This window comes from Streptomyces sp. NPDC102270 (assembly GCF_044766405.1).
GTDB lineage: Bacteria > Actinomycetota > Actinomycetes > Streptomycetales > Streptomycetaceae > Streptomyces.
Map to the genome: position 1 here is coordinate 282,329 of NZ_JBIWLX010000008.1, position 24,141 is coordinate 306,469.

Below are 24,141 nucleotides of genomic sequence, written 5' to 3' on the forward strand. Positions count from 1 at the left end.
CAGCCAGCCCACTCGACGGAACCGGCAGGCGGGAATCGTGAGGATCTTCGGCAAGGGACGGCACCGGCCCTCCGCCTCCTGGCGGCAGGCCACCGACCGCGCGTTCACGCTGATCGGCGACGGTCGGTACGAGGACGCGGGCGCGCTGCTGACACGTGCCGCGGACCTGGAGCCCTGGCTGTCCGAGTCCTGGTTCAACCTCGCCCTCCTGCACAAGTTCCGGCACGACTGGGAGCAGGCGCGGGCCGCGGGCCTCAGGGCCGTCGCGCTGCTCGACCGGGAGACCGGGGCGCCCGACTGGTGGAACGTCGGCATCGCGGCGACCGCGCTCCAGGACTGGCCGCTGGCCCGGCGGGCCTGGCAGGCGTACGGGCTGCGGGTGCCTGGTGGGGCGACCGCGTCCGGCGAGCCCCTCGGCATGGACCTCGGCAGTGCGGCCGTACGGCTGTCTCCCGAGGGCGAGGCCGAAGTGGTGTGGGGGCGGCGGCTGGACCCGGCCCGCGTCGAGGTGCTGTCCATCCCGTTGCCGTCCTCCGGGCGCCGCTGGGGCGAGGTCGTGCTCCACGACGGGGTGCCGCACGGCGAGCGGACCACGGCGTCCGGGCACGCCTATCCCGTCTTCGACGAGATCGAGCTGTGGGCGCCCTCGCCCGTGCCGACCTGGGTGGTCCTGCTGGAGGCGGCGACCGAGGCGGACCGGGACGCGCTGGAGCAGCTCGCGGCGGACGCCGGGTTCGCGGCGGAGGACTGGTCGTCGTCGGTACGGCTGCTGTGCCGGATGTGCTCCGAGTCGCGGATGCCGTCCGACGAGGGCGACGGGGAGCACCTGGACCCGCACGACCACAGCGAGCCGGGACACCCCGGGCCGCTGGGGCACCGCACGGACGGGCAGCTGTGGGTGCCGGAGCGGGAGTGCGGGGTGGCTGCGCCGGCCTCGCTGGTACGGGGGCTGTTGGACGGTTGGGTGGCGGACAGTCCGGATTCTCGTGACTGGCGGGATTTGGAAGAGGTCTGCTAGGTCGTTGTTCGGCTGCGGGTCCGGTGGGGGCTTGTCGCGCCCACGCGGCGGAGCCGCACATCGACACAGCCCCGCGCCCCCATGGGGCACGGCCCCCGTACCCTGTATCCGCAGTCACTCCCTGTTCTGGTTTAAGGAAGGCACCGTCGGTCATGGCCCAGCAGGACACCGATCAGCAGCACGCGGGCGTGCTCCCCGTCGACGACGAGGGGTTCGTCATCGACACCGAGGACGCCGAGGAGCGGGAGAACGCCTGGCGTGAGCGCGGCACCTCGCGGCCCATCACCGTCGTCGGGAACCCCGTGCTGCACAAGGAGTGCAAGGACGTCACCGAGTTCGGTGAGGAGCTCGACCAGCTGGTCGCGGACATGTTCGCCAGCCAGCGCACCGCCGAGGGGGTCGGCCTCGCCGCCAACCAGATCGGCGTCGACCTGAAGGTCTTCGTGTACGACTGCCAGGACGACGAGGGCCGGCGGCACGTCGGTGTCGTCTGCAACCCGAAGCTCGTGGACCTGCCCGCCGACAAGCGCCGCCTCGACGACAGCAACGAGGGCTGTCTGTCGGTGCCCACCGCGTACGCGCCGCTCGCCCGCCCCGACTACGCCGAGGTCACCGGGCAGGACGAGAAGGGCAACCCGGTCAAGGTCCGCGGCACCGGCTACTTCGCCCGGTGTCTGCAGCACGAGACCGACCACCTGTACGGCTACCTCTACATCGACCGCCTCTCCAAGCGCGAACGCAAGGACGCGCTGCGGCAGATGGCCGAGAACGAGCCCCGCTACCCCGTGGTCGCCAACGACTGACGTCCCACTACCCCCGCGCACCCGGCGCCTGTTCAGGGATCACTCCCCGAACGGGCGCCGTTCGTCTGTGCGTCGCACGTTCGATCGGATGTGCTCACAAAGTGATCAACTTCAGGTCACATGAGGGGAGAATCCCGACACCGTGGGGTAGTGAATGAAGCAAATCCATTCCCAGAATGGTCAGTTGTGGTGCTGAATGGGAAGTGCGGGGATACGCAACGGCGCACGCCCGGTTCAGCGCAGGGGTGTGTGCCAACTGGCGGCTGGAAGGGGTTTGTTCGTGTCTGCTTTCCCACACAGCACCACATCGACGCCGACGGCGATCGCGGTTCCACCGTCGCTCTCTCTCCCGGTGATCGAGGCAGCGTTTCCCAGGCAACTGCATCCGTATTGGCCCAGCCTCCAGGAGAACACCCGTACCTGGCTTCTGGAAAAACGGCTCATGCCGGCGGACAAGGTGGCCGAATATGCCGACGGACTGTGCTACACGGACCTCATGGCGGGGTACTACCTCGGCGCCCCCGACGAGGTCCTCCAGGCGATAGCGGACTACAGCGCGTGGTTCTTCGTCTGGGACGACCGGCACGACCGCGACATCGTCCACCGCCGTTCGCGCGCGTGGCGGCGGCTGAGGTTCCGCTTGCACGCGGCGCTTGACTCGCCACGGGACCATCTGCACCACGAGGATCCGCTGGTCGCCGCCTTCGCCGACTGCATGGTGCGGCTGTACTCGTTCCTGCCCCGGACGTGGAACACCCGGTTCGCCGGTCACTTCCACGACGTGATCGAGGCCTACGACCGGGAATTCCGCAATCGCACCCGGGGGACCATTCCCACGGTCAAGGAATACCTGGCACTGCGCCGCCTCACCTTCGCGCACTGGATCTGGACGGATCTGCTGGAGCCGAGCGCGGGATGCGAACTCCCGGACGGGGTGCGGAAACATACGGCATACCGGCGGGCGGCCCTGCTCAGCCAGGAATTCGCCGCCTGGTACAACGACCTCTGTTCACTCCCCAAGGAAATCGCGGGAGACGAGGTACACAATCTCGGCATCAGTCTCATCAAACACCAGGGGCTGACCCTCGAAGAGGCGATCGGAGAAATGCGGCGGCTGATCGAGAAATGCGTGGACGCATTCCTCGTGGCCGAGGCCGACGCCCTCCTTCTCGCCGGCAGTCTCGACGACGGCACCGTGCGCGGAAAGGAACTGAGCGCCGCCGTCCGAGCCTGCGTCCGCAATATGCGCAACTGGTTCAGCACCGTCTACTGGTTTCACCACGAGTCCGGCCGTTACATGGTCGACAGCTGGGACGACCGGTCCACGCCCCCGTACGTCAACAACGAAGCGGCAGGTGAGAAATGACCGTCGAATCCGTGAAACCCGAAGCCACGGTGGCTCCCGAGTCGGGTGAGCCGCCGTTCGCGGGCGGGGGTGTCCCCGTCCTCGGCCACGGCTGGCGCCTGCTCCGTGATCCGCTGAGCTTCCTGTCCGGGCTGCGGCGGCACGGCGAGGTCGTACGCCTCCGGCTCGGCCCGAAGAAGGTGTACGCGCCCACCACCCCGGAGCTGACCGGAGCCGTGGCCCTCAACCCCGACTTCATCATCGCCGGGCCGCTGTGGGAGTCCCTGGAGGGGCTGGTCGGCAAGGAGGGTGTGGCCACCGCCAACGGCCCGCAGCACCGGCGGCAGCGGCGCATCATCCAGCCCGCGTTCCGGCTCGACGCCCTCCCGGCGTACGGGCCGATCATGGAGGAGGAGGCGCACGCGCTCGCCGAGCGCTGGCAGCCAGGAGAGACGGTCGACGCCACCCTGGAGTCCTTCCGGGTCGCCGTGCGCATCGCGGCCCGCTGTCTGCTGCGCGGCGACTACATGGACGAGCGCGCCGAGCGGCTGTGCGTCGCGCTCACGACCGTCTTCCGGGGCATGTACCGGCGGATGGTGATACCCGCCGGGCCGCTGTACAAGCTGCCCCTGCCGGCCAACCTCGCATTCAACCGCGCGTTGGCCGATCTGCATCTCGTGGTCGACGAGATCATCGCCGAACGCCGGGCATCCGGTCAAAAGCCGGACGATTTGCTGACGGCATTGCTGGCGGCGAAGGACGCGAATGGCGACCCCATCGGGGAACAGGAGATCCACGACCAGGTCGTCGCGATACTCACCCCCGGCGGCGAAACCGTCGCGTCCACGATCATGTGGCTGCTTCAGGTCCTCGCCGAACATCCCGAACACGCGGACAAGGTGTGCGCGGAAGTCGAATCGGTCACCGGTGGCCGTCCTGTGGCATTCGAGGACGTACGGTCGCTCAGGTACACGACCTATGTGGTGGTCGAGACCATGCGATTGTGGCCCGCGGTATGGATATTGACGCGGCGGGCGGTGCGCGACACCGAACTCGGTGGCTATCGCATTCCGGCCGGGTCCGACATCGTCTACAGCCCGTACGCGATCCAGCGCGACGCGAAGTCCTTCGACGACAGCGCGGAGTTCGACCCTCTGCGCTGGAGTCCCGAGCGCGCCAAGTCGGTTCCGAAACACGCCATGAGCCCGTTCAGCACCGGGAACCGGAAGTGCCCGAGCGACCACTTCTCGATGGCCCAGCTGACGCTGCTCACGGCGGCGCTGGCCCGGAAGTACCGCTTCGAGCAGGTGACCGGCTCCGACGACACCCCCCGGCCGGGCATCACCCTGCGGCCGAACCGGCTCCTGGTGCGGCCCGTGGCCAGGTGACGGGTCAGGCGGCCGCCTCCGGGCCCTGGAAGGTGCGCCGGTAGGCGTTCGGCGTGGTGCCCACCGTGCGCAGGAACTGGTGACGCAGCGCGGCCGCGGTGCCGAACCCGGCGCGGCCCGCGATCGCGTCCACCGTCTCGTCCGTCGCCTCCAGCAACCGCTGGGCCAGCAGCACTCGCTGGCGCAGGATCCAGCGGTAGGGAGTCGTACCCGTCTCCTGCTGGAAGCGGCGGGCGAAGGTGCGCGGGGACATGTGCGCGCGCTCGGCGAGCTGCTCGACGGTGACCTCCTCGTCGAGGTGCTGCTCCATCCACACGAGCACCTCGCCGACGGTGTCGCACTTCGACCGGGGCAGCGGCCGCTCGATGTACTGCGCCTGTCCGCCTTCCCGGTGCGGCGGCACGACCATCCGGCGGGCGATCTTGTTGGCGACCTCGGGGCCCTGCTCCTTGCGCACGATGTGCAGACAGGCGTCGATACCGGCGGCGGTGCCGGCGGAGGTGATCACCGGGTCCTCGTCGACGTACAGGACGTCCGGCTCGACCGTCAGCCGCGGGTACGCGAGCGCCAGCTCCTCCGCGTGGTGCCAGTGCACGGTGCAGCGCCGGCCGTCGAGCAGTCCGGCGGCGGCGAGCAGGAAGACGCCGGAGCACACGCTGAGCACCCGCGCCCCGCGGTCGACCCCGTCGCGCAGGGCCTGGAGCAGCTCGGGCGGAAACTCCCGCGTCTCGTAGCCGGCGCAGGCCGGCACGGCGATCAGATCGGCCGACTCCAGCCGCTCCAGGCCGTGCTCGACCTGCAGGGTGAAGCCCGAGCGCGAGGTCAGCCGGGTCCCCTCGCCCGAGGCGACCGCGAAGTCGTACACGGGCAGTCCGTCGTCGCTGCGGTCGGTCCCGAAGACCTCGCAGACCACACCGAGCTCGAAGGGATTCACGCCGTCCAGGACGACGGCCGCCACGTTCTTCAGCATGCTGCCAGTGTGCCTCAAGGGTGGCAGTAAATCGAGGGTGTGCGGCAGTCCTGCCACTGTTTGTCAGGAGTCTGCGGCGCGACAGTAGTGACATGACTACCGCAGAGACACAAGGACTGATCGGAATGCTGACCGTTCTCGGAATCCTCGTCCTCCTGGTCCTCCCGTCGGTGATCGGGATCATGCACGACCGCCGGATGGACCGTCAGATCAAGCGGGCCTACGAGTACCGGGCCGCACGCCGGACGACGCGCACCGTCTAATCTCTCCTGAACCAACAGGGGAGGAACATGAGACACAGACTGTGGGCCGTGGCAGGCGGGGCGGCAGCCCTGACCCTGCTCACGGCCACCGGCGCCCATGCCGAGGGCGAGGGTGACATCAGGGTCACCAAGACCGTCGTGAACAAGGGCGGCAACGTCATCGTCGGCACGGCGAAGACCATCACGTTCCCGATCGCGGTCACCGTCAAGGACGACTCGGGCGCGAAGAAGATCTCGCATCTCAGCACGTTCGACAAGACCACCCCCTACGGCTTCTTCAGCTGGAACCGCGACTCGTCCTGTGTGAGGAAGAGCTCGACGACGTCGGTGTGCACGGGCACGATGACGGTCGACCCAGCCTGGATCGCCGACAGCGACGACATCGACAGCAACAAGCTCGCCGGTGTCTGGGTGGTCGCCGCCACCGTCAACGCCAACGACGGTGACTACTGGATCTACGACGACATCGCCGAGTACAAGGTCAAGCGGGCCGCACAGCTCACCACCGACGCGACCCCCGAACCCGTCGCCAAGGGCGCCCAGCTCACCGTCAAGGGCAAGCTCTCCCGGGCCAACTGGGAGGACCTGAAGTATCACGGCTACCCCGGCCAGTCGGTCAGGCTCCAGTTCCGCGCGGCCGGCGCCGCCCACTACCGCACGGTCAAGACCGTGAAGACGGACAACGTGGGCCGGCTCAGCACCAAGGTGACCGCCACGTCGGCGGGCAGCTGGCGCTGGTACTTCCCCGGCACCACGACGACCTCGCTGAAGGTGTCGGCCGGGGACGCGGTCACGCTCAGGTGATCAGCACGGTGACCCGCCACTCCTGAATGCCCTTGCAGGAGATGCCGCCGGTCCCGGTGGCGCACAGGGGACGCTGTGAACTCAGCTGGACCCGGCCCGCCGAGACCGCCTTGTACGCGGAGCTCGCGTCACCGGGCAGCAGGACGATGCCGCTGTTGGTGGCCTCCAGACCGCTGCCGTCGACGGCGACCGGCTTCCAGGGCCGGTTCCTGGTCCCGTCCAGGCTGATCCGGATCGTGTCGCCCACCGTCAGGCACACGGTGTCGCCGCTGTCGGTGGCGCCGAGTTCCGCCCGGGTCGTGCACCCGGTGGCGGTGGGCGTGGGCGTGGGCGTGGGGGAGGACGGCGACACACTGTCGCCGCCTCCCCCCTTCCCGTTCCCGGCGTCGGTGCCGCAGCCCGCGAGGAGCAGCGTCAGTGTCGCGAGGGCGAGGGTCGTCTTGCGGATCGGGCGCATGAATGGCCTCCTTCCCTCTTGGACGTACTACCCACGTGCCCGGATCCACCGATTTTGAAGATGTCCTGTCAGAAGTCCTCGTCCAGGTCGACCGTGCCCTCCACGGCCACCTGGTACGCGGACGGGCGCCTCTCGAAGAAGTTGGTCAGCTCCTGGACACCCTGGAGCTCCATGAAGGAGAACGGGTTCTGCGAGCCGTACACCGGCGCGAAGCCGAGGCGCGTCAGGCGCTGGTCGGCGACGCACTCCAGGTACTGCCGCATCGACTCGGTGTTCATACCGGGCAGTCCCTCGCCGCACAGGTCGCGCGCGAACTGCAGCTCCGCCTCCACGGCCTCCGCCAGCATGGCGGTGACCTGCTGCTGGAGCCGGTCGTCGAACAGCTCCGGCTCCTCCTTTCGGACGGTGTCGACCACGTCGAAGGCGAAGGACATGTGCATGGTCTCGTCGCGGAACACCCAGTTGGTGCCGGTGGCGAGACCGTGCAGCAGGCCCCGGCTGCGGAACCAGTAGACGTAGGCGAAGGCGCCGTAGAAGAAGAGGCCCTCGATGCACGCGGCGAAGCAGATCAGGTTGAGCAGGAAGCGGCGGCGGTCGGCCTGGGACTCCAGCCGGTCCAGCTTCTCCACCTCGTTGATCCACCGGAAGCAGAACTCCGCCTTCTCGCGGATCGAGGGGATGCTCTCGACGGCGTCGAAGGCCGCCGCCCGGTCCTCCGGATCGGGGAGGTAGGTGTCCAGCAGCGTCAGGTAGAACTGGACGTGGACGGCCTCCTCGAAGAGCTGCCTGCTCAAGTACAGGCGTGCCTCGGGGGAGTTGATGTGCTTGTACAGCGTCAGCACCAGGTTGTTCGCGACGATCGAGTCACCGGTCGCGAAGAAGGCCACCAGGCGGCCGATGAGGTGCTGCTCGGCGGGGCTGAGCTTCGCCAGGTCGGAGACGTCCGAGTGGAGGTCGACCTCCTCGACGGTCCAGGTGTTCTTGATGGCGTCCCGGTAGCGCTCGTAGAAGTCCGGGTAGCGCATGGGGCGCAGGGTCAGCTCGAAGCCCGGGTCGAGCAGGTTTTTGGAGGGCACAGTCTTGGCTTCGCTGGTCATTACTGGCAGGCCTCGCAGGACTCGGGGTTCTCAAGGGAGCAGGCGACCGCGTCTTCCGGGGCCGGCTGCTGGACGGGGACCGTCGCCTGTGCGGCGCGGGCGATCCGGGTCGCCGGGCGCGAGCGCAGGTAGTACGTCGTCTTCAGCCCGGACTTCCAGGCGTACGCGTACATCGAGGAGAGCTTGCCGATGGTCGGCGTCTCCAGGAAGAGGTTCAGGGACTGCGACTGGTCGAGGAACGGGGTCCGCGCCGCCGCCATGTCGATCAGAGCGCGCTGCGGGATCTCCCACGCCGTCCGGTACAACGCCCGTACGTCCTCGGGGATCCACGCGAAGTCCTGCACCGAGCCGTTCGCGTCGCGCAGCGCCTCACGGGTGCGGGCGTCCCACACGCCGAGCTCCTTGAGTTCCTTCACCAGATACGAGTTGACCTGGAGGAACTCACCGGACAGCGTCTCGCGCTTGAACAGGTTGGAGACCTGCGGCTCGATGCACTCGTACACCCCGGCGATCGAGGCGATGGTGGCGGTGGGCGCGATGGCGAGCAGGAGGCTGTTGCGCAGACCCGTGGTGGCCATGCGCTCGCGCAGTGCCGCCCAGCGCTCGGGCCAGGTGAGGTCCGTCGCGTAGTGGTCGGGGTGCAGAACCCCTTGTGCCGTACGGGTCTTCTCCCAGGCCGGCAGCGGGCCGTTCCTCTCGGCGAGGTCGGCGGAGGCCTCGTAGGCGGCGAGCATGACGCGCTCGGCGATCCGGGTGGAGAGCCGCTTGGCCTCGGGGGAGTCGAAGGGCAGGCGCAGCTTGAAGAAGACGTCCTGCAGGCCCATCGCGCCGAGGCCGACGGGACGCCACTTGGCGTTGGAACGGCCCGCCTGCTCGGTCGGGTAGAAGTTGATGTCGACGACCCGGTCGAGGAAGGTCACGGCGGTGCGGACGGTGGCGTCCAGCCGCTCCCAGTCCATGTCGCCGGTCGTCGTGTCGGCGAACGCGCCGAGGTTCACCGACCCCAGGTTGCAGACCGCCGTCTCCCCGTCGTCGGTGACCTCCAGGATCTCCGTGCAGAGATTGGAGGAGTGGACGGTGTGGCCCGGCAGCGCCGTCTGGTTGGCCGTGCGGTTGGCGGCGTCCTTGAAGGTCATCCAGCCGTTGCCGGTCTGCGCGAGGGTGCGCATCATGCGGCCGTAGAGGTCACGCGCGGGAATCGTCTTCTTCGCGAGCCCCGCGGCCTCGGCCGTGCGGTACGCGGCGTCGAACTCCTCGCCCCACAGGTCGACCAGTTCGGGCACGTCGGCCGGCGAGAAGAGCGACCACTCGGCGTCCGCGTTCACCCGGCGCATGAACTCGTCCGGCACCCAGTGGGCGAGGTTCAGGTTGTGCGTACGACGGGCGTCCTCACCGGTGTTGTCCCTGAGCTCCAGGAACTCCTCGATGTCGGAGTGCCAGGTCTCCAGGTAGACCGCGGCCGCGCCCTTGCGCCGGCCGCCCTGGTTCACGGCGGCCACCGAGGCGTCGAGGGTCTTCAGGAACGGGACGATGCCGTTGGAGTGCCCGTTGGTGCCGCGGATCAGCGAACCGCGGGAGCGGATGCGGGAGTAGGCGATGCCGATGCCGCCGGCGTGCTTGGAGAGCCGGGCGACCTGGTGGTAGCGGTCGTAGATGGAGTCCAGCTCGTCCTTGGGGGAGTCGAGGAGGTAGCAGGACGACATCTGGGGGTGCCGGGTGCCGGAGTTGAAGAGGGTGGGGGAGGAGGGGAGGTAGTCGAGACGGCTCATGAGCCGGTAGAGGGCGGCGACTTCGTCCAGGGCGCGCAGGGTGTCGTCCTCGGCGAGCCCGGACGCCACCCGGAGCATGAAGTGCTGGGGGGTCTCGATGACCTTGCGGGTGATCGGGTGCCGCAGCAGGTAGCGGCTGTACAGGGTGCGCAGGCCGAAGTAGCCGAAGCGGTCGTCGGCCTCGGTGTCGACCAGCGCGTCGAGCCGCTCGGCGTGGATGCGCACGAACTCGGCGGTCCGGTCGGCGATGAGGCCCTCGCGGTGGCCGACGGCGACCGAGCCGGTGAACGAGGTCACGCCCTGCGAGGCGGCCTCGGCGGCGATGGAGACGGTCAGCAGCCGGGCCGCCAGCCTGCTGTACGCGGGGTCCTCGGAGATGAGGCCGGCCGCCGCCTCGGTGGCCAGCTCGCGCAACTCCACGAGCATTTCGGGGGAAGCCGTACGCGAGGAGCGGCCCCGCAGCGCGGCGGCGGCGACCCGGCCGGGGTCGGCGTCGGGGAGGTCGGCGGTCAGCGTGGTCAGGGTCCGCAGCAGGGCGGCACCGGGGCCGTCGTGGTCCTGCTGTGCGGTCCGCTCGGTCGCTGAGGCCGGATCGGCCGGCGCGATGGTCACGTGGGGCACTCCCTCGCTGGGCACGGGGGCCTTGCGGAGGGCAGGGGGCAGCACACGAGCGCGCACGGCGTCGCGTCCACCGGCCCATTCCACGAGGCCCGGACGTCATGACACCCGGGCCGGTGCGGCACGGGCGGCTGTCGGCAGGTCCTCGGACTGACGCTCATGTGCGCTTATGCACGCATGAGTACACCGTTGCGGGACAGTTCCGGATTCGCACCGGATTCCCCTGCGGCGACAGCGAGCATGAGCATACATCTTGTGCCGGGTGAGGAAAGCAGGCCCATATGTTGTGTCGCGGCGACTTCAGAGCGTCAACGTGTAGGCGAGAAGCGTGAACTCGTCGCCGGGGATCGGCTTCCAGTCGCGCTCGGGGGCGCGGGTGAAGCCGAGGCGTTCGTAGATGCGGTGGGCGGTGTGCATCGTGGGCTGGGTGCACAGGACGATGCCGGTGGCCGTGGCGCTCGCGCGCTCGACGCAGGCCTGGACGAGGGCTTGTCCCACGCCTCTGCCGCGGGCCGTGTGAGCCACCGCGAGCATGCGGATCTCCGCCTCGCCGGGGCGGGCGAGGTCGGCCAACGGCCCGCCGGAGGGGACGAAGGTGACGGTGCCGAGGACGGTGTCGTCCGCCACGGCCGTCAACACGTCCGCGGCGGCGGCCCGCTTGGGCACGTCCCTGAGCTCTTCGAGGTACCAGTCGCTCTCGCCGAACAGCAGCAGGCCGTCCTGGAGATAGGCCTGGGCGGTGATCTCACCGAGGGTCTCGTACTCGGCGGGTTCCGCGGCCCGGATCACGATGTCCATGCCGGTGAGTGTGCCCGACGGGTACGACAACGGGCCGCCGGACGACTTCTCCGACGGCCCGCCCGACTCCGTGACTAGTGGACCGAACCCGCTGTCGCCGGCGGGAGTTCCGTCTGGACCCCCGGGTCGCCCGCGTCCGCCGTGTAGTCCTCCGGGCTGGTCTCGTCCACGCCGTCGGGAGCCTTCAGCGCCTTCAGTACGAAGGTCAGGATCACCGTGACGACCAGGTTGAGCACGAACGCGGTCAGACCGATGTAGCCGATCTCGCCGATGCCCGGGATCTCCTTGGCCGAGCCGCCGAAGTGCTTCTGGGTCGGGGAGGCGACGCCGTACGCGGCGACCGTGCCGTAGACCATGCCGAGCGCCCAGCCGGCGAGCAGGGCCCAGCGGTGGAACCAGCGGGTGAACAGGCCGCCGACCAGGGCCGGGAAGGTCTGCAGGATCCAGATGCCGCCCAGCAGCTGGAAGTTGATGGCCACCGTCTTGTCCATGGTGAGGACGAAGACCAGCGCGCCGACCTTCACCAGGAGCGAGACCAGCTTGGAGATCTTGGTCTCCTGTGCGGGCGTGGCGTCCGGCTTGATGAAGTCCTTGTAGATGTTGCGGGTGAACAGGTTCGCGGCCGCGATGGACATGATGGCCGCCGGGACCAGCGCGCCGATGCCGATCGCCGCGAAGGCCACGCCCGCGAACCAGTCCGGGAACATGTCCTCGAACAGCTGCGGGATCGCCAGCTGCGGGTTGGTGACCTTGACCCCGGCCGCGATGGCCATGAAGCCGAGCAGCGCGAGCAGGCCCAGCATCAGGGAGTACAGCGGCAGGATCGTGGTGTTGCGGCGGATCACCTCACGGCTGCGCGAGGAGAGCGTCGCGGTGATCGAGTGCGGGTACATGAACAGCGCGAGCGCGGAGCCCAACGCCAGCGTGGCGTACGTCCATTGGCCCGCCTCCAGCGGGACGAGGCCGCCCGCCTTGGCCGCCGTGTACTTCTCGCTCGCCGCGCCGAAGACGTCGTCGAAGCCGCCCAGCTTGATCGGGATGTAGATGATCGCCACCGCGATGACGATGTAGATCAGCGTGTCCTTCACGAACGCGATCATCGCGGGGGCCCGGAGTCCGGAGGAGTACGTGTAGGCCGCGAGGACACCGAAGGCGATCAGCAGCGGCAGGTCCTTGACGAACCAGTTCGTGTTCTCGCCACCGCCGATGCCCATGACGTCCAGGACCGCCTGGATGCCGACCAGTTGGAGCGCGATGTACGGCATGGTCGCGAGGATGCCGGTGACCGCCACCGCCAGCGACAGCCCCTTCGAGCCGAAGCGACCGCGCACGAAGTCCGAGGTCGTCACGTATCCGTGCTTGTGGGAGACCGACCACAGGCGGGGCAGGAAGGTGAAGATCAGCGGGTACACCAGGATGGTGTACGGCACCGCGAAGAAGCCGGCCGCGCCCGCCGCGTATATCGCCGCGGGGACCGCGACGAAGGTGTACGCCGTGTAGAGGTCGCCGCCGAGCAGGAACCAGGTTATCCAGGTGCCGAACGAGCGGCCGCCCAGGCCCCATTCGTCGAGGCTGTGCTCGTTCTCGGCCTTGCGCCAGCGCGAGGCCAGGAAGCCCATGACCGTGACGGCCAGGAAGAAGAGGATGAAGACGGTGAGAGCCACACCGTTGACGCCGTCGTTCACTTGGTACCTCCACGGCGGGCACGCTGGTCACGCTGCCACAGCTGGTACGCGATCATCGTCAGCGCGGTGGAGATCAGCACCCACAGCATCTGGTACCAGTAGAAGAACGGGATGCCGATGAACGTGGGGTCGACCTTGGCGTACGAGCCGACCCACAGCATCGCCACGAACGGGGCCAACAGGCAGAGGGCGATGACCACCCGTACCGGCGTCACCACCGGTGGTCCGACTTCAGGTGCATCCGACATGTCGCGACTCCTGCCCCTCACTGATCAGCGCTGATCACCTGCAATGCGCAGGCAATCTAGGCGCTGGTGTCGTGAGAGCGGAAGACCTCGTCCGCATATCGGTATGTCGATTCTGTGAAGCACGCCTGTTGGGTACTCCTAGGGCACTAGTCGACCGGCCTCTTGAGGCGGGCCACGAACTTGTACCGGTCCCCGCGGTACACCGACCGCACCCACTCCACCGGTTCGCCCGTCTTGTCGATCGAGTGGCGGGACAGCATCAGCATCGGCAGGCCCACGTCGGTGCCGAGCAGGCCGGCCTCGCGCGGGGTGGCCAGGGAGGTCTCGATGGTCTCCTCGGCCTCGGCGAGGTGGACGTCGTAGACCTCGGCGAGCGCCGTGTAGAGCGAGGTGTACTTGACGAGCGACCTTCGCAGGGCCGGGAAGCGCTTGGCGGAGAGGTGGGTCGTCTCGATGGCCATCGGCTCGGCGTTGGCCATGCGCAGGCGCTCGATGCGCAGCACCCGGCCGCCGGCGGTGATGTCGAGGAGCTCGGCGAGCCGGTCGTCGGCGGTGATGTAGCCGATGTCCAGGAGCTGCGAGGTGGGTTCGAGACCCTGGGCGCGCATGTCCTCGGTGTAGGAGGTCAGTTGCAGCGCCTGGGAGACCTTGGGCTTGGCGACGAAGGTGCCCTTGCCCTGGATCCGCTCCAGGCGCCCCTCGACCACGAGTTCCTGCAGCGCCTGGCGCACCGTCGTGCGTGAGGTGTCAAACTCGGCGGCGAGCGTGCGCTCGGGCGGCACCGGCGTGCCGGGCGACTGCGTCTCCGTCATGTCGAGCAGGTGCTTCTTCAGGCGGTAGTACTTGGGCACGCGCGCGGTACGGACGCCTGCCCCGCCCTCGGTCTCCGCACTGCTGACGTCGCTGCTCATGGTCTGCCTTCCCGGCTCCGGATGCGGGTCACATCGTGATCCCTTCTGTATACCGTCGCCACCTCTTTTGGTCTAGTCCACAGAGGTAAGTGGTCTAGCGGACGACAGTACTCCGCCGCCGGTGTTTTCGCTGGCTTCTTTACTAATGGTTCCTGCATATGTAGCTCGCATAACGGCTGGTCAGGGCCTTTTCGGCACCTCTTGACAGGCCTTGTGGTCTGGTCCAAGCTCCCCCTACTGGTCTACACCATTGGTCCAGGTCCCGGCTTGTGAGCGGGAGGTGTGGGCATCCCTGAGGAGGGTGGCGTGAAGCGCAAGCTGGCAGCCGCGATCGGCATCGCGGGCATGATGGTCTCCGTCGCGGCATGTGGGAACAGCGACAGCGGAAGTTCGGACAACAGCGGCGCGGACGCCAAGGCGTTGACCGTGTGGCTCACCGTCGACGCCCAGAACAACTGGCCCGGGCTTGTGAAGGCCGCGGACGCCGCGGTCCAGAAGAAGCACCCCGGCATCAAGATCGACCACGAGTACTACGGCTGGCCGGACAAGAACACCAAGCTCGACGCGGTCCTCGCCACCGACAAGGCCCCCGACGTCGTCGAGATGGGCAACACCGAGATGCTCGGCTACATGGTCAAGGGCGCCTTCGCGCCCCTGGACACGTCGGCGTTCACCAACTCGTCGGCCTGGCTCGACGGCCTCAAGGCCTCGGTGACCTACGACGGCAAGACCTACGGCGTCCCGTACTACGCGGGCGGCCGGGTCGGCAACTGGCGCAAGGACGTCTTCGCCTCGGTCGGCGTCAAGTCCACCCCGAAGACCTACGCGGAGCTCACCGCCGCCCTGGACAAGGTCCAGAAGAAGGAGGGCGACAAGTTCTCCGCCTGGTACCAGCCCACCCGTGACTGGTACGCGGCCATGTCCTTCGTCTACGACGCCGGCGGCTCCATCGCGGTCGAGTCGGGCGGCCAGTGGAAGGCCAACCTCTCCTCGCCCGAGTCGGTCAAGGGCCTCACCGAGTTCAAGAACGTCGTCGACAAGTACATGCACGCCGACAAGACCAAGGACGAGTCCGACCGCTACATCGTCTACGGCCAGGGCAAGTCCGCCATGATCTTCGGCGCGGCCTGGGAGGGCGCGACCTCCGCCGACCCGAAGAACGACAAGACCGGCAAGCTCAAGGACAACCTCGAGAACTTCGTGATGCCCGGTCCGTCCGGCAAGAACATGCCCGTCTTCCTCGGCGGGTCCGACCTCGCCGTGCCGGTGAAGTCGAAGGCGCAGGCCGTCGCCGCCGAGTGGATCAACGCCTTCACCGGTGCCTCCGGCCAGAAGGGCCTGATGGCCAAGGGCAACCTGCCCAACAACAAGACCGACCTCGCCACCCTGAAGAAGGACCCGGCGACCGCGGTCCCGGCCACCGCGGCCGAGTCCAACTGGTTCGTGCCGATGGCACCCGGCTGGGGCCAGGTCGAGAAGGCGCAGATCCTGCAGACCATGCTCCAGAACATCGGCACCGGCAAGAAGTCGGTCGAGGTCGCCGCGAAGGACGCGGACACCGCGATCGACAAGGTCATCAACAGCAAGTGACCGGCAGCAGGGCCCCGTTGACACCGGCGGGGCCCTGCCTCCCGTACGACCGTGCGGGCTTCGCTTTCGTACGACCAGAGGGACCGCTGAGGAGCGCGCCATGAGTGCCGCAGACACGACCACCCCCACCGAGGTGCCGCCGCCGATGTCGGTACCCCCGCCGTCCAGGCCGGCCCCACCGGGCAGAAAGCGGACCTTCAGCGCGACGCCCTGGCTGCTGCTCGCCCCCTGCCTGCTGATCCTGGTGCTGGTCCTCGGTTATCCGATGGTCCGTCTGGTCGGTCTGTCCTTCCAGAAGTTCGGGCAGTCCCAGCTGTGGGGCTTCCAGCCGGCCGAGTGGGTCGGCTTCGACAACTTCACGGGCGTGCTGGGCGACAGCGAGTTCTGGGCGGTCGTCGTGCGGACCATCGTCTTCGCGGCCGGCTGCGTCGTCCTCACCATGGTCGCCGGCATGCTGATCGCGCTGCTGCTCCAGCGGGTCTCCGGCTGGGTGAAGACCCTGATCAACATCGCCCTGGTGGCCAGCTGGGGCATGCCGATCATCGTCGCCACCACCGTCTTCAAGTGGCTGTTCGACGCGGACTACGGCATCCTCAACGCGCTGCTCAGCAAGCTGCCCGGCGTGGAGATGATCGGCCACAACTGGTTCGCTAGCGGCCCCCAGGGCCTGGCCGTGATCATGCTGCTCGTGGTGTGGGGAGCGGTGCCCTTCGTCGTCATCACGCTCAGCGCCGGACTCACCCAGGTGCCGGCGGAGCTGGAGGAGGCGGCCCGGCTGGACGGCGCGAGCGCCTGGGGCGTGTTCCGGTACGTCACCGTGCCCGTCCTCAAGCCGATCATCGTGATGCTGACGACCCTGTCGGTGATCTGGGACATGGGCGTCTTCCCCCAGGTGTTCGTGATGCGCAACGGCCACCCGGAGGAGGAGTTCCAGATCCTGACCACCTACTCCTACGACCGTGCCTTCGTGGTCAACGACTACGCGCAGGGCTCGGCGATCGCCCTCATCACCGTGCTGCTGCTGCTCGGGGTCGTCGCCGTCTACATGCGTCAGATGCTGAAGATCGGAGAGGTCGAATGAGCGCACTCGCCACGGCCGGCGGCCGTCGCCGCGGGAAGTCCAGGCTCGGCTGGAACCTCGTCGGCCTCCTCGTCTTCGTGACGGCCGGCTTCCCGGTCTACTGGATGCTCAATACGGCGTTCAAGCCGGCGAAGGACGCGATCGACCCGGACCCGAGCCTGCTGCCGACCGGCATCACCTTCTCCAACTTCAGCCGCGCACTGGACATCGCCGACTTCTGGGGCCCGGTCGGCCGCAGCCTGATCGTCTCCCTGTCGGTCGTGGTGATCGGCATCGTCGTCGGCACACTGGCCGCGCTCGCCATCTCCCGGTTCGCCTTCCGCGGCCGGAAGGTCGTGATCGTGGGCATCCTGGCGGTGCAGATGGTCCCGCTGGTCGCGATGATCATCCCGGTCTTCCTGCTCCTGAACGACCTCGACCAGTACGACAAGCTGTCCGGCCTGATCATCACGTATCTGACCTTCATCCTCCCCTTCACGGTGTGGACCCTGCGCGGCTTCATCGTCAACATCCCGAAGGAGCTGGAGGAGGCGGCGATGGTCGACGGCTGTTCCCCCACCGGCGCCTTCCTGCGCGTGGTCTTCCCGCTGCTGGCCCCCGGCATGGTCGCCACCTCGGTCTACGCCTTCATCCAGGCCTGGAACGAATACCTGTACGCCCTCATGCTGCTCAGCCAGAAGAACCAGACCGCGACCGTCTGGCTCGGCAACTTCAGCACCAAGAACGGCACCGAATACGCCCCGATGATGGCCGGTTCGACCATGATGGCCGTGCCGATCGTGGTCCTCTTCCTCCTTGTCCAGCGCAAGATGGCCGCGGGTCTCACCGCGGGCGCCGTGAAGGGATAACGCCCCCCGATGACGACATTCGCCAGCGGCACAGACACCTTGACGCGGGACGCCCTCACCGTCCTCCAGCCCGGCTTCACCGGCACCACCGCCCCCGACTGGCTGCTGCGCCGCCTCGGCGAGGGCCTCGCCTCGGTCGGCCTGTTCGGCCGCAACATCGCCACGCCGGAACAACTGGCCTCCCTGACGGCCCAGTTGCGCGCCGAACGCGACGACGTCCTGGTCGCCATCGACGAGGAGGGCGGTGACGTGACCCGCCTGGAGGTGCGCACCGGCTCCTCCTTCCCCGGCAACCACGCCCTGGGCGCGGTGGACGATGTGGACCTGACGCGCGCGGTGGCCGCGGAGCTCGGCCGCCGCCTCGCGGCCTGCGGGGTCAACCTCAACTGGGCCCCGTCCGCCGACGTGAACTCCAACCCGTCCAACCCGGTGATCGGCGTCCGCTCCTTCGGCGCCGCCTCCGACCTGGCCGCCCGGCACACGGCGGCCTATGTCACGGGGCTGCAGTCGGCGGGCGTCGCCGCCTGCACGAAGCACTTCCCGGGCCACGGCGACACCGCGATCGACTCCCACCACGCCCTGCCGCGCATCGACGTGGACGAGGCCGTACTCCTGGAGCGGGAACTGCGGCCCTTCCGCGCCGCCATCGCCGCCGGCACCAGGGCGGTGATGACCGCCCACATCCTGGTCCCCGCCCTGGACCCAAACCGTCCGGCGACGCTGTCCCCCAAGGTGCTGACCGACCTGCTGCGCGGTGAACTCGGCTACACCGGCCTCATCGTCACCGACGGCATGGAGATGCAGGCCATCGCCGGCACCTACGGCATCGAGCGCGGCAGCGTCCTGGCCGTCGCCGCCGGCGCCGACGCGATCTGCGTGGGCGGCGGCCTCGCCGACGACGAGACGGTACGACGCCTGCGCGACGCCCTGGTCTCGGCCGTACGCTCGGCCGAACTCCCCGAACAGCGGCTCGCTGAAGCGGCGGAACGCGTGCGCACGCTGGCCCACTGGACGGCGGCGGGCGCGGCCGAGTCACAGCTGCCGGCCGACGAGGAGGTGGGGCTGCGCGCGGCCCGCAGGGCGCTGCGCATCACCGGCGCGGACGGCTTCACCCCACTCACCTCGGCGCCCTATGTAGCCGCCTTCACCCCGGTGGCCAACGTGGCCGTCGGCGACGAGACGCCCTGGGGCATCGCCGCCGAACTCGCCCGTCTGCTCCCGGGCACGGAGACGGGCAGCTTCGCCGGCGAGGACGCGGGCCTCGCCACCCTGGCCGCCGCCGGCCCCCGCCGCATCGTGGCCGTGGTCCGCGACGAACACCGCCACCCGTGGATGGGGGCGGCCCTGGACACCGTCCTCAGAACCCGCCCCGACACGATCGTGATCGAAATGGGCCTCCCCCAGGCCCCTCCCCGAGGAGCCCTGCACATCGCGACCCACGGCGCGGCAAGGGTGTGCGGAAGGGCGGCGGCGGAGATCATCGCGGGGGAGTAGGGGGTACGACAGACAGGTGCCGGTTCTTTCTGACGGAACCGGCACCTTGGCTTTCAGGGCCTTAAATTCCCTGCCAGTCAGGCTTGTTCGCAAACGTGTGCCGGAAGTAGTCCGCCAGCTTCAACTTGGAGGCGGCCCCCTCGTCGACCACGACCGTCGCATGCGGGTGCAGCTGCAGCGCCGACGCAGGACACACCGCGGCCACCGGTCCCTCCACCGTCGCCGCCACCGCGTCGGCCTTGCCCTCACCCGTGGCGAGCAGCACCAGATGCCGGGCCTCGAGGATCGTCCCGATCCCCTGGGTGATCACGTGGTGCGGCACCTGCGAGATGTCCCCCTCGAAGAACCGCGCGTTGTCCACGCGCGTCTGCTCGGTCAAGGTCTTGATCCGGGTCCGCGAGGCCAGCGAGGAACACGGCTCGTTGAACCCGATGTGCCCGTCCGTCCCGATCCCGAGCAGCTGGAGATCCACGCCCCCGGCACCGGTCAGCGCCGCGTCGTAGGCCGCACACGCAGCGGTGATGTCCTGAGCCGTCCCGTCCGGCCCCATGAAGGAGGCCATCGGTATGCCCAGCGGCTCCAGCACCTCGCGCCGCAGCACCGAACGGTACGACTCCGGATGCTCGGCCGGCAGGCCCACGTACTCGTCGAGCTGGGCTATCCGCGCCCGCGAGACGTCCACGGCACCGGACCGCACCTTCGCCGCCAGGGCCTCGTAGACGGGCAGCGGGGTGGAGCCGGTCGCCACACCGAGCAGGGCGTCGGGCTTGCGCCGAAGCAGCTGGGCCATGGCCTCGGCGATGAGCTCGCCACCCGCCTTGGCATCCGGAACGATGACAACTTCCACGCTGGGCCTGCCGATCTGAGGAAACGGTCTGATCTGTCGAAACGGTCTGAACGGAGAGGGCTCGACCGGACCCCGGTACGGCCCATGTGGTGTAGACCAATCTAACAGAATCGGCTTCCCCGGCCCAGGTCCCGGAAGGCCGTCCCCGCGTCACGCCAAGGACAGGCGGCGTTCCGTGCGGGGGAGCGGACGGGGAGTGGTATAGGGCCATGACGGCCATCACGACACCCGCCCTCGCATCCCCACCCCCCGCCTACTCCGGCGCCGACCTGCCGCTCGGCCCCCTCGCCATGGTCGACAACGTCTCGCCCGCCATCGCGGTCGTCACCGACGGCAAGGGCGGTGAGGTCCCCAGCTCGTCCTCGACCGACCGCCCGGGCGGGGTGCGGACCTGGTCGTTGTCGGCCCCCGGAGTCAGGTCGAGCATGCCTCGGTCGGCTTCGTCGTGCCGACCGTCGATGTGGCCGAGGACGTCCAGCCCGTCCCGGAAGTCCCCCCTGGCCCCCTCCACCTCCTGGCCCACGAGGTGACCGTCGCCCGCGGTCAGGACTCGGACGCGCCGCGCCCTGGCGAGGGTGACGGAGACGCAGCCGCACCCTGGCGAAGGCGACCGACCCGCACTGAGCCCCGCCGGGCGGTTCACGGCATCGAACCTCCCGTCGCGTCCACCCAGCTCCCGGTCACCCACCGCCCGTCGTCCGAGGCCAGGAACGCGACCACGTCCGCGACATCGGCCGGTGTTCCCACCCGTCCGAGTGCCGAATAGGCCTCCGCCTGTGCCCAGCCGCCCTCGGTGCCATGCAGGAACTCGGCGGTGTTGTCCGTGTCGACCAGGCCCGGCGCCACCGAGTTGACCCGGATGCCCCGGGCGCCCAGCACCTTGGACAGGTCCCGGGAGAACACGTCCAGTGCGCCCTTCGTCATGGCGTAGGCCATGTTGTGCGGCATGGCCGCGGTGCGGGCGAGTCCCGACGAGACGTTGATGACCCGGCCGCCGTCGCGCAGGCGTATCGCGCCCTGCTTGACCAGGAAGAACGGTGCCTTCACATTCACCGTGAAGAGACGGTCGTACTCCTCCTCGTCGATCTCCTCGATGGGACGCGAGCTGCCGATGCCCGCGTTGTTCACCAGGATGTCCAGCCCGTCCGCGTGCCGGTCGAACTGCTCCCAGAGGGCCTCGACCGCTCCCGATGTCTCCAGCTCGGCCCCGATCGTGAAGGCGGAGCCGCCGGCCGCCTCGATCGCGGCGACCGTCTCCTTCGCCGCCGCCTCGCTCCTGCCGTAGTGCACCGCGACCCGCGCGCCGTCCCGGCCCAGCCGCTCGGCGATCCCCCGCCCGATGCCCCTGCTCGCACCCGTGACCAGAGCTGTCCTGCCCGCCAGCACGCCCATGTCGGCGCCCCCTCACATTGTCTAATGGTCGCTACAGAAAAACCGTACAACAGGCGCCGGAAGTTTCTCTAGTACCCGCTATACAATTCACTCCATGGTGAGCAGCGAGGGCACCGAAGTGCAGGTCGGGCCCGCCCCCAAGGCGTCCAGGGCATCCAGGCCGCGTGGCCGTCCCCGCTCCTTCGACCGCGAAACCGCGCTGGAGAAGGCGATCCTGGCCTTCTGGGAGCACGGGTACGAAGCGACCTCCGTCTCCGACCTCACCCGCGTCATGGACATCGGGGCCCCCAGCCTCTATGCGGCCTTCGGTGACAAGCGGTCCCTGTTCGACGAAGTCGTCCGGGAGTACCGGGAGCGGTACGGCTCCTTCGGCGACCGGGCCCTCGCCGAGGAACCCACTGCCCGGGCCGCGGTGGAGCGGACGCTGCGCGAGGCCGCGGTCGAGTACACCGCCCCCGGCCGCCCGCACGGCTGCCTGGTGATCCATGCCGCCACCAACTGCTCCACCCCCGAGGTCGAGGAGTCGCTGCGGGCGCGGCGCAACGCCAACATCGCCGCCTTGGAGAGTCGTATAAGAGCCGGAATCGCCGCAGGTGAGCTCCCGGTTGGGACCGACGCCGCCGCGCTCGCCCGGCATGCCGGCGCGGTCATCCAGGGCATGTCCCAACAGGCGCGCGACGGCGCGAGCCGGGAGGAATTGGAGGCTGTCGCGGAAATTGCCATGGCCATCTGGCCCCGCACATGAACCCACACGCGTTAGGCTGCGTGGAGGGTGTTAGGACGTCCGACTAGGTGAGTCCGGCGGGGGAAAGCTCCAACAACAAACAGGCTCCAACGCATGGACACACCTAGTGGTCTAGTCCACAATTGAACCGTGGCTTCCGTCTTCCCCGCACAGGAAGGCGGACCGAGGAACCGGAGCTCTCTGCCCTGACTGCCCCGGCTCCTCATCCTTCGGCCGACCGGGACCGCACACCCCACGGCCGATATTGCTCCGGGCTGCGGTGCCGGGAAGGTTGAGGGTCCTTCCCAGGCGCCGCGGCCCGCGGGTGTTTTTCAGGACGGGTGTTAACCGGACGGGTTTTTTAGGTCACTCACATACCCCCAGGTACGCTCGCACCCGTGCCCTCCATGAACGAACTGGTCCGCCAGCACACCGCACTCGACGACTCCGACCTCGAGTGGCTGCATCTGCTGGTCTCGGAGTGGCAGCTGCTCTCCGACCTCTCCTTCGCCGACCTCGTGCTGTGGGTGCCCACTCGCGACGGCACCCGCTATGTCTCCGTCGCCCAGATGCGGCCCAACACCGGTCCCACCTCCTACCAGGACGACATGGTCGGCCACCTCGTCCCGCGCGGCCGCCGCCCCCTGCTGGACGCGGCGCACGACGAGGGCCGGATCGTGCGCGAGGGCGACCCGGAGTGGCGCGAGGAGGTCCCGGTCCGCGTCGAGTCGATTCCGGTACGACGGGAGGGGCGCGTCCTCGGTGTCATCGCGCGCAACACCAACCTGCTGACCGTCCGCACCCCGAGCCGGCTCGAACTGACCTATCTGCAGAGCGCGTCCGACCTGGCCCAGATGATCGCGGCCGGTTCCTTCCCGTTCCCCAACCAGCAGATGGACATGGACGCGGCCCCGCGCGTCGGCGACGGACTGATCCGCCTCGACGCGGACGGCATCGTCCAGTACGCCTCCCCGAACGCCCTGTCCGCCTACCACCGCATGGGCCTCGCCTCCGACCTCGTGGGCCAGCACCTCGGCCGGACCACCGCCGAACTCGCCCCGACCCGCGGCCCGGTGGACGAAGCACTCGCCAAGGTCGCCAGCGGCTGGGCGCCCCGTGAGTTCGAGATCGAGGCACACGACGGGGTCATCCAGTTCCGGGCGATCCCGCTCAAACCCAAGGGCATCCGCATCGGTTCACTGGTCCTGCTACGGGACGTGACCGAACTGCGCCGCCGCGAGCGCGAGTTGATCACCAAGGACGCGACCATCCGGGAGATCCACCACCGGGTGAAGAACAACCTCCAGACAGTGGCGGCCCTGCTGCGCCTGCAGGCCCGGCGCATCGAGTCAGACCGCGGCCGGGAGGCCCTCGAAGAGGCGGTACGGCGGGTCGGCTCGATCGCGATCGTGCACGAGACGCTGTCTCAGAACCTTGACGAGCGCGTGGAGTTCGACGAGATCGCCGACCGGGTGCTCGCCATGGTCGCCGAGATCTCCCCGGGCAAGGTCACCGGCCGGCGCAGCGGACGCTTCGGCATCCTGGACGCCGAGGTCGCCACCCCGCTGTCCATGGTCCTCACGGAAATCCTCCAGAACGCCCTGGAGCACGGCTTCCGCGAGGGCGAGACCGGCACGGTCGAGGTCTCGGCAGTCCGCGGCGGCACCACCAAGGAGGCCCGCCTCCTCGTCACCGTCCAGGACGACGGCGTCGGTCTGCCCGAGGGCTTCGACCCGCACACTGGGGGCAACCTGGGTCTGCAGATCGTACGGACGCTGGTGGAGGGCGAGTTGGGCGGTACGTTCGACATGGTCCGGGCACCGGAAGGTGGCACCCGGGTGATCCTGGACGTCCCGGTGCAGGCCCACAAGTAGGGCCGCACGAGGCAGTACACGGTCCGGGGCACAGCAAAAAGCCCCGGACCGTTCAGGGGTCCGGGGCTCACATGCTCGTTGCCAGCGTTTGCTGCGCATCGGGGGTACTGCGCGCTG

At 68.8% G+C, this 24,141-nt stretch carries 22 protein-coding genes, 1 pseudogene and 1 riboswitch; of the genes and pseudogenes, 13 read left to right on the forward strand and 10 right to left on the reverse strand.

Features of this window, described 5'->3' with window-relative positions; all coding sequences use genetic code 11:
- Nucleotides 1–37: 37 nt before the first annotated feature.
- The 4 genes from ACIRP7_RS18660 to ACIRP7_RS18675 all read left to right on the forward strand — a co-directional run bounded on the left by ACIRP7_RS18660 (nt 38) and on the right by ACIRP7_RS18675 (nt 4,554).
- Complete coding sequence (locus tag ACIRP7_RS18660; RefSeq protein WP_403660240.1) at nt 38–1,018, forward strand: tetratricopeptide repeat protein; 981 nt, start codon at nt 38–40, stop codon at nt 1,016–1,018.
- Between the two features lie 152 nt (nt 1,019–1,170).
- Nucleotides 1,171–1,821 (forward strand): peptide deformylase, encoded by a 651-nt coding sequence (gene def / locus ACIRP7_RS18665; RefSeq protein WP_329247728.1) that lies wholly within the window; start codon nt 1,171–1,173, stop codon nt 1,819–1,821.
- Nucleotides 1,822–2,101: 280 nt separating this feature from the next.
- Entirely contained in the window at nt 2,102–3,187 is a 1,086-nt protein-coding gene (gene cyc1, locus ACIRP7_RS18670; protein WP_403660243.1) for an epi-isozizaene synthase, read from the forward strand.
- A complete protein-coding gene (locus tag ACIRP7_RS18675) occupies nt 3,184–4,554 on the forward strand; it encodes a cytochrome P450 (protein WP_403660246.1) in 1,371 nt (456 codons plus the stop codon). The genes cyc1 and ACIRP7_RS18675 overlap by 4 nt, the downstream gene beginning before the upstream one ends.
- Before the next feature lie 4 nt (nt 4,555–4,558).
- On the opposite strand, the gene ACIRP7_RS18680 is transcribed toward ACIRP7_RS18675, so the two are convergent.
- Nucleotides 4,559–5,524, reverse strand: a complete 966-nt coding sequence (locus ACIRP7_RS18680) for a GlxA family transcriptional regulator (protein WP_403660249.1) — start codon at nt 5,522–5,524, stop codon at nt 4,559–4,561.
- Between the two features lie 92 nt (nt 5,525–5,616).
- Between ACIRP7_RS18680 and ACIRP7_RS18685 the strand changes: the two genes are divergently transcribed.
- Nucleotides 5,617–5,787: a hypothetical protein gene (locus ACIRP7_RS18685; protein ID WP_403660252.1), complete on the forward strand. Its 171-nt coding sequence runs from the start codon at nt 5,617–5,619 to the stop codon at nt 5,785–5,787.
- A 27-nt stretch (nt 5,788–5,814) separates the two neighbouring features.
- The gene (locus tag ACIRP7_RS18690) at nt 5,815–6,591 is read left to right on the forward strand and encodes a hypothetical protein (protein WP_403660255.1); all 777 of its coding nucleotides are present in this window, start codon (nt 5,815–5,817) and stop codon (nt 6,589–6,591) included.
- Here ACIRP7_RS18690 and ACIRP7_RS18695 read toward each other — a convergent pair.
- From ACIRP7_RS18695 to ACIRP7_RS18725, 7 genes are all read right to left on the reverse strand, one after another.
- A complete protein-coding gene (locus ACIRP7_RS18695) occupies nt 6,584–7,048 on the reverse strand; it encodes a hypothetical protein (RefSeq protein WP_403660258.1) in 465 nt (154 codons plus the stop codon). The two genes, ACIRP7_RS18690 and ACIRP7_RS18695, sit on opposite strands and share 8 nt — an antisense overlap.
- A 68-nt stretch (nt 7,049–7,116) precedes the next feature.
- Entirely contained in the window at nt 7,117–8,145 is a 1,029-nt protein-coding gene (locus ACIRP7_RS18700) for a ribonucleotide-diphosphate reductase subunit beta (RefSeq protein ID WP_403660261.1), read from the reverse strand.
- Nucleotides 8,145–10,526 carry a ribonucleoside-diphosphate reductase subunit alpha gene (locus ACIRP7_RS18705; protein ID WP_403660264.1) on the reverse strand — a complete coding sequence of 794 codons (2,382 nt, stop codon included), beginning with the start codon at nt 10,524–10,526 and terminating at the stop codon, nt 8,145–8,147. The genes ACIRP7_RS18700 and ACIRP7_RS18705 overlap by 1 nt, the downstream gene beginning before the upstream one ends.
- Before the next feature lie 124 nt (nt 10,527–10,650).
- Nucleotides 10,651–10,787, reverse strand: a riboswitch (cobalamin riboswitch).
- Between the two features lie 45 nt (nt 10,788–10,832).
- Complete coding sequence (locus tag ACIRP7_RS18710; protein WP_403660267.1) at nt 10,833–11,330, reverse strand: GNAT family N-acetyltransferase; 498 nt, start codon at nt 11,328–11,330, stop codon at nt 10,833–10,835.
- A gap of 74 nt (nt 11,331–11,404) precedes the next feature.
- Entirely contained in the window at nt 11,405–13,015 is a 1,611-nt protein-coding gene (gene mctP, locus ACIRP7_RS18715; protein ID WP_403660270.1) for a monocarboxylate uptake permease MctP, read from the reverse strand.
- Entirely contained in the window at nt 13,012–13,263 is a 252-nt protein-coding gene (locus tag ACIRP7_RS18720; protein ID WP_352390240.1) for a DUF3311 domain-containing protein, read from the reverse strand. The genes mctP and ACIRP7_RS18720 overlap by 4 nt, the downstream gene beginning before the upstream one ends.
- A 146-nt stretch (nt 13,264–13,409) precedes the next feature.
- A complete protein-coding gene (locus tag ACIRP7_RS18725; RefSeq protein WP_037712060.1) occupies nt 13,410–14,174 on the reverse strand; it encodes a GntR family transcriptional regulator in 765 nt (254 codons plus the stop codon).
- 306 nt (nt 14,175–14,480) lie between these two features.
- Between ACIRP7_RS18725 and ACIRP7_RS18730 the strand changes: the two genes are divergently transcribed.
- From ACIRP7_RS18730 to ACIRP7_RS18745, 4 genes are all read left to right on the forward strand, one after another.
- Nucleotides 14,481–15,764, forward strand: a complete 1,284-nt coding sequence (locus ACIRP7_RS18730; protein ID WP_403660274.1) for an extracellular solute-binding protein — start codon at nt 14,481–14,483, stop codon at nt 15,762–15,764.
- Between the two features lie 100 nt (nt 15,765–15,864).
- Entirely contained in the window at nt 15,865–16,845 is a 981-nt protein-coding gene (locus tag ACIRP7_RS18735) for a carbohydrate ABC transporter permease (RefSeq protein ID WP_403660277.1), read from the forward strand.
- On the forward strand, nt 16,842–17,693 hold the full coding sequence (locus ACIRP7_RS18740) for a carbohydrate ABC transporter permease (RefSeq protein WP_403660280.1): 852 nt from the start codon (nt 16,842–16,844) through the stop codon (nt 17,691–17,693). Before ACIRP7_RS18735 ends, ACIRP7_RS18740 begins: the two co-directional genes overlap by 4 nt.
- Nucleotides 17,694–17,702: 9 nt before the next feature.
- The gene (locus ACIRP7_RS18745; RefSeq protein ID WP_403660283.1) at nt 17,703–19,187 is read left to right on the forward strand and encodes a glycoside hydrolase family 3 protein; all 1,485 of its coding nucleotides are present in this window, start codon (nt 17,703–17,705) and stop codon (nt 19,185–19,187) included.
- A 61-nt stretch (nt 19,188–19,248) separates the two neighbouring features.
- On the opposite strand, the gene nagB is transcribed toward ACIRP7_RS18745, so the two are convergent.
- On the reverse strand, nt 19,249–20,034 hold the full coding sequence (gene nagB / locus ACIRP7_RS18750; RefSeq protein ID WP_403660286.1) for a glucosamine-6-phosphate deaminase: 786 nt from the start codon (nt 20,032–20,034) through the stop codon (nt 19,249–19,251).
- Between the two features lie 242 nt (nt 20,035–20,276).
- Here nagB and ACIRP7_RS18755 point away from each other — a divergent pair.
- A pseudogene (locus tag ACIRP7_RS18755) lies at nt 20,277–20,624 on the forward strand (glucosamine-6-phosphate deaminase); the annotation flags it as partial.
- 49 nt (nt 20,625–20,673) lie between these two features.
- Here ACIRP7_RS18755 and ACIRP7_RS18760 read toward each other — a convergent pair.
- Nucleotides 20,674–21,426: an SDR family oxidoreductase gene (locus tag ACIRP7_RS18760; RefSeq protein WP_403660289.1), complete on the reverse strand. Its 753-nt coding sequence runs from the start codon at nt 21,424–21,426 to the stop codon at nt 20,674–20,676.
- Between the two features lie 94 nt (nt 21,427–21,520).
- Between ACIRP7_RS18760 and ACIRP7_RS18765 the strand changes: the two genes are divergently transcribed.
- Together ACIRP7_RS18765 and ACIRP7_RS18770 are read left to right on the forward strand one after the other, a co-directional pair.
- The gene (locus tag ACIRP7_RS18765) at nt 21,521–22,171 is read left to right on the forward strand and encodes a TetR/AcrR family transcriptional regulator (protein WP_403660292.1); all 651 of its coding nucleotides are present in this window, start codon (nt 21,521–21,523) and stop codon (nt 22,169–22,171) included.
- A 377-nt stretch (nt 22,172–22,548) separates the two neighbouring features.
- Nucleotides 22,549–24,024, forward strand: a complete 1,476-nt coding sequence (locus tag ACIRP7_RS18770; protein WP_352390231.1) for a PAS domain-containing sensor histidine kinase — start codon at nt 22,549–22,551, stop codon at nt 24,022–24,024.
- Nucleotides 24,025–24,141 lie beyond the last annotated feature (117 nt).

Excerpts from the sequence above, each read along its gene's own strand:
- def (WP_329247728.1), top strand. The coding sequence starts at position 1,171 with ATGGCCCAGCAGGACACCGATCAGCAGCACGCGGGCGTGCTCCCCGTC.
- ACIRP7_RS18675 (WP_403660246.1), top strand. The coding sequence starts at position 3,184 with ATGACCGTCGAATCCGTGAAACCCGAAGCCACGGTGGCTCCCGAGTCG.
- ACIRP7_RS18680 (WP_403660249.1), bottom strand. The coding sequence starts at position 5,524 with ATGCTGAAGAACGTGGCGGCCGTCGTCCTGGACGGCGTGAATCCCTTC.
- ACIRP7_RS18685 (WP_403660252.1), top strand. The coding sequence starts at position 5,617 with ATGACTACCGCAGAGACACAAGGACTGATCGGAATGCTGACCGTTCTC.
- ACIRP7_RS18690 (WP_403660255.1), top strand. The coding sequence starts at position 5,815 with ATGAGACACAGACTGTGGGCCGTGGCAGGCGGGGCGGCAGCCCTGACC.
- ACIRP7_RS18695 (WP_403660258.1), bottom strand. The coding sequence starts at position 7,048 with ATGCGCCCGATCCGCAAGACGACCCTCGCCCTCGCGACACTGACGCTG.
- ACIRP7_RS18700 (WP_403660261.1), bottom strand. The coding sequence starts at position 8,145 with ATGACCAGCGAAGCCAAGACTGTGCCCTCCAAAAACCTGCTCGACCCG.
- ACIRP7_RS18710 (WP_403660267.1), bottom strand. The coding sequence starts at position 11,330 with ATGGACATCGTGATCCGGGCCGCGGAACCCGCCGAGTACGAGACCCTC.
- ACIRP7_RS18720 (WP_352390240.1), bottom strand. The coding sequence starts at position 13,263 with ATGTCGGATGCACCTGAAGTCGGACCACCGGTGGTGACGCCGGTACGG.
- ACIRP7_RS18725 (WP_037712060.1), bottom strand. The coding sequence starts at position 14,174 with ATGAGCAGCGACGTCAGCAGTGCGGAGACCGAGGGCGGGGCAGGCGTC.
- ACIRP7_RS18735 (WP_403660277.1), top strand. The coding sequence starts at position 15,865 with ATGAGTGCCGCAGACACGACCACCCCCACCGAGGTGCCGCCGCCGATG.
- ACIRP7_RS18740 (WP_403660280.1), top strand. The coding sequence starts at position 16,842 with ATGAGCGCACTCGCCACGGCCGGCGGCCGTCGCCGCGGGAAGTCCAGG.
- ACIRP7_RS18745 (WP_403660283.1), top strand. The coding sequence starts at position 17,703 with ATGACGACATTCGCCAGCGGCACAGACACCTTGACGCGGGACGCCCTC.
- ACIRP7_RS18760 (WP_403660289.1), bottom strand. The coding sequence starts at position 21,426 with ATGGGCGTGCTGGCGGGCAGGACAGCTCTGGTCACGGGTGCGAGCAGG.
- ACIRP7_RS18765 (WP_403660292.1), top strand. The coding sequence starts at position 21,521 with ATGGTGAGCAGCGAGGGCACCGAAGTGCAGGTCGGGCCCGCCCCCAAG.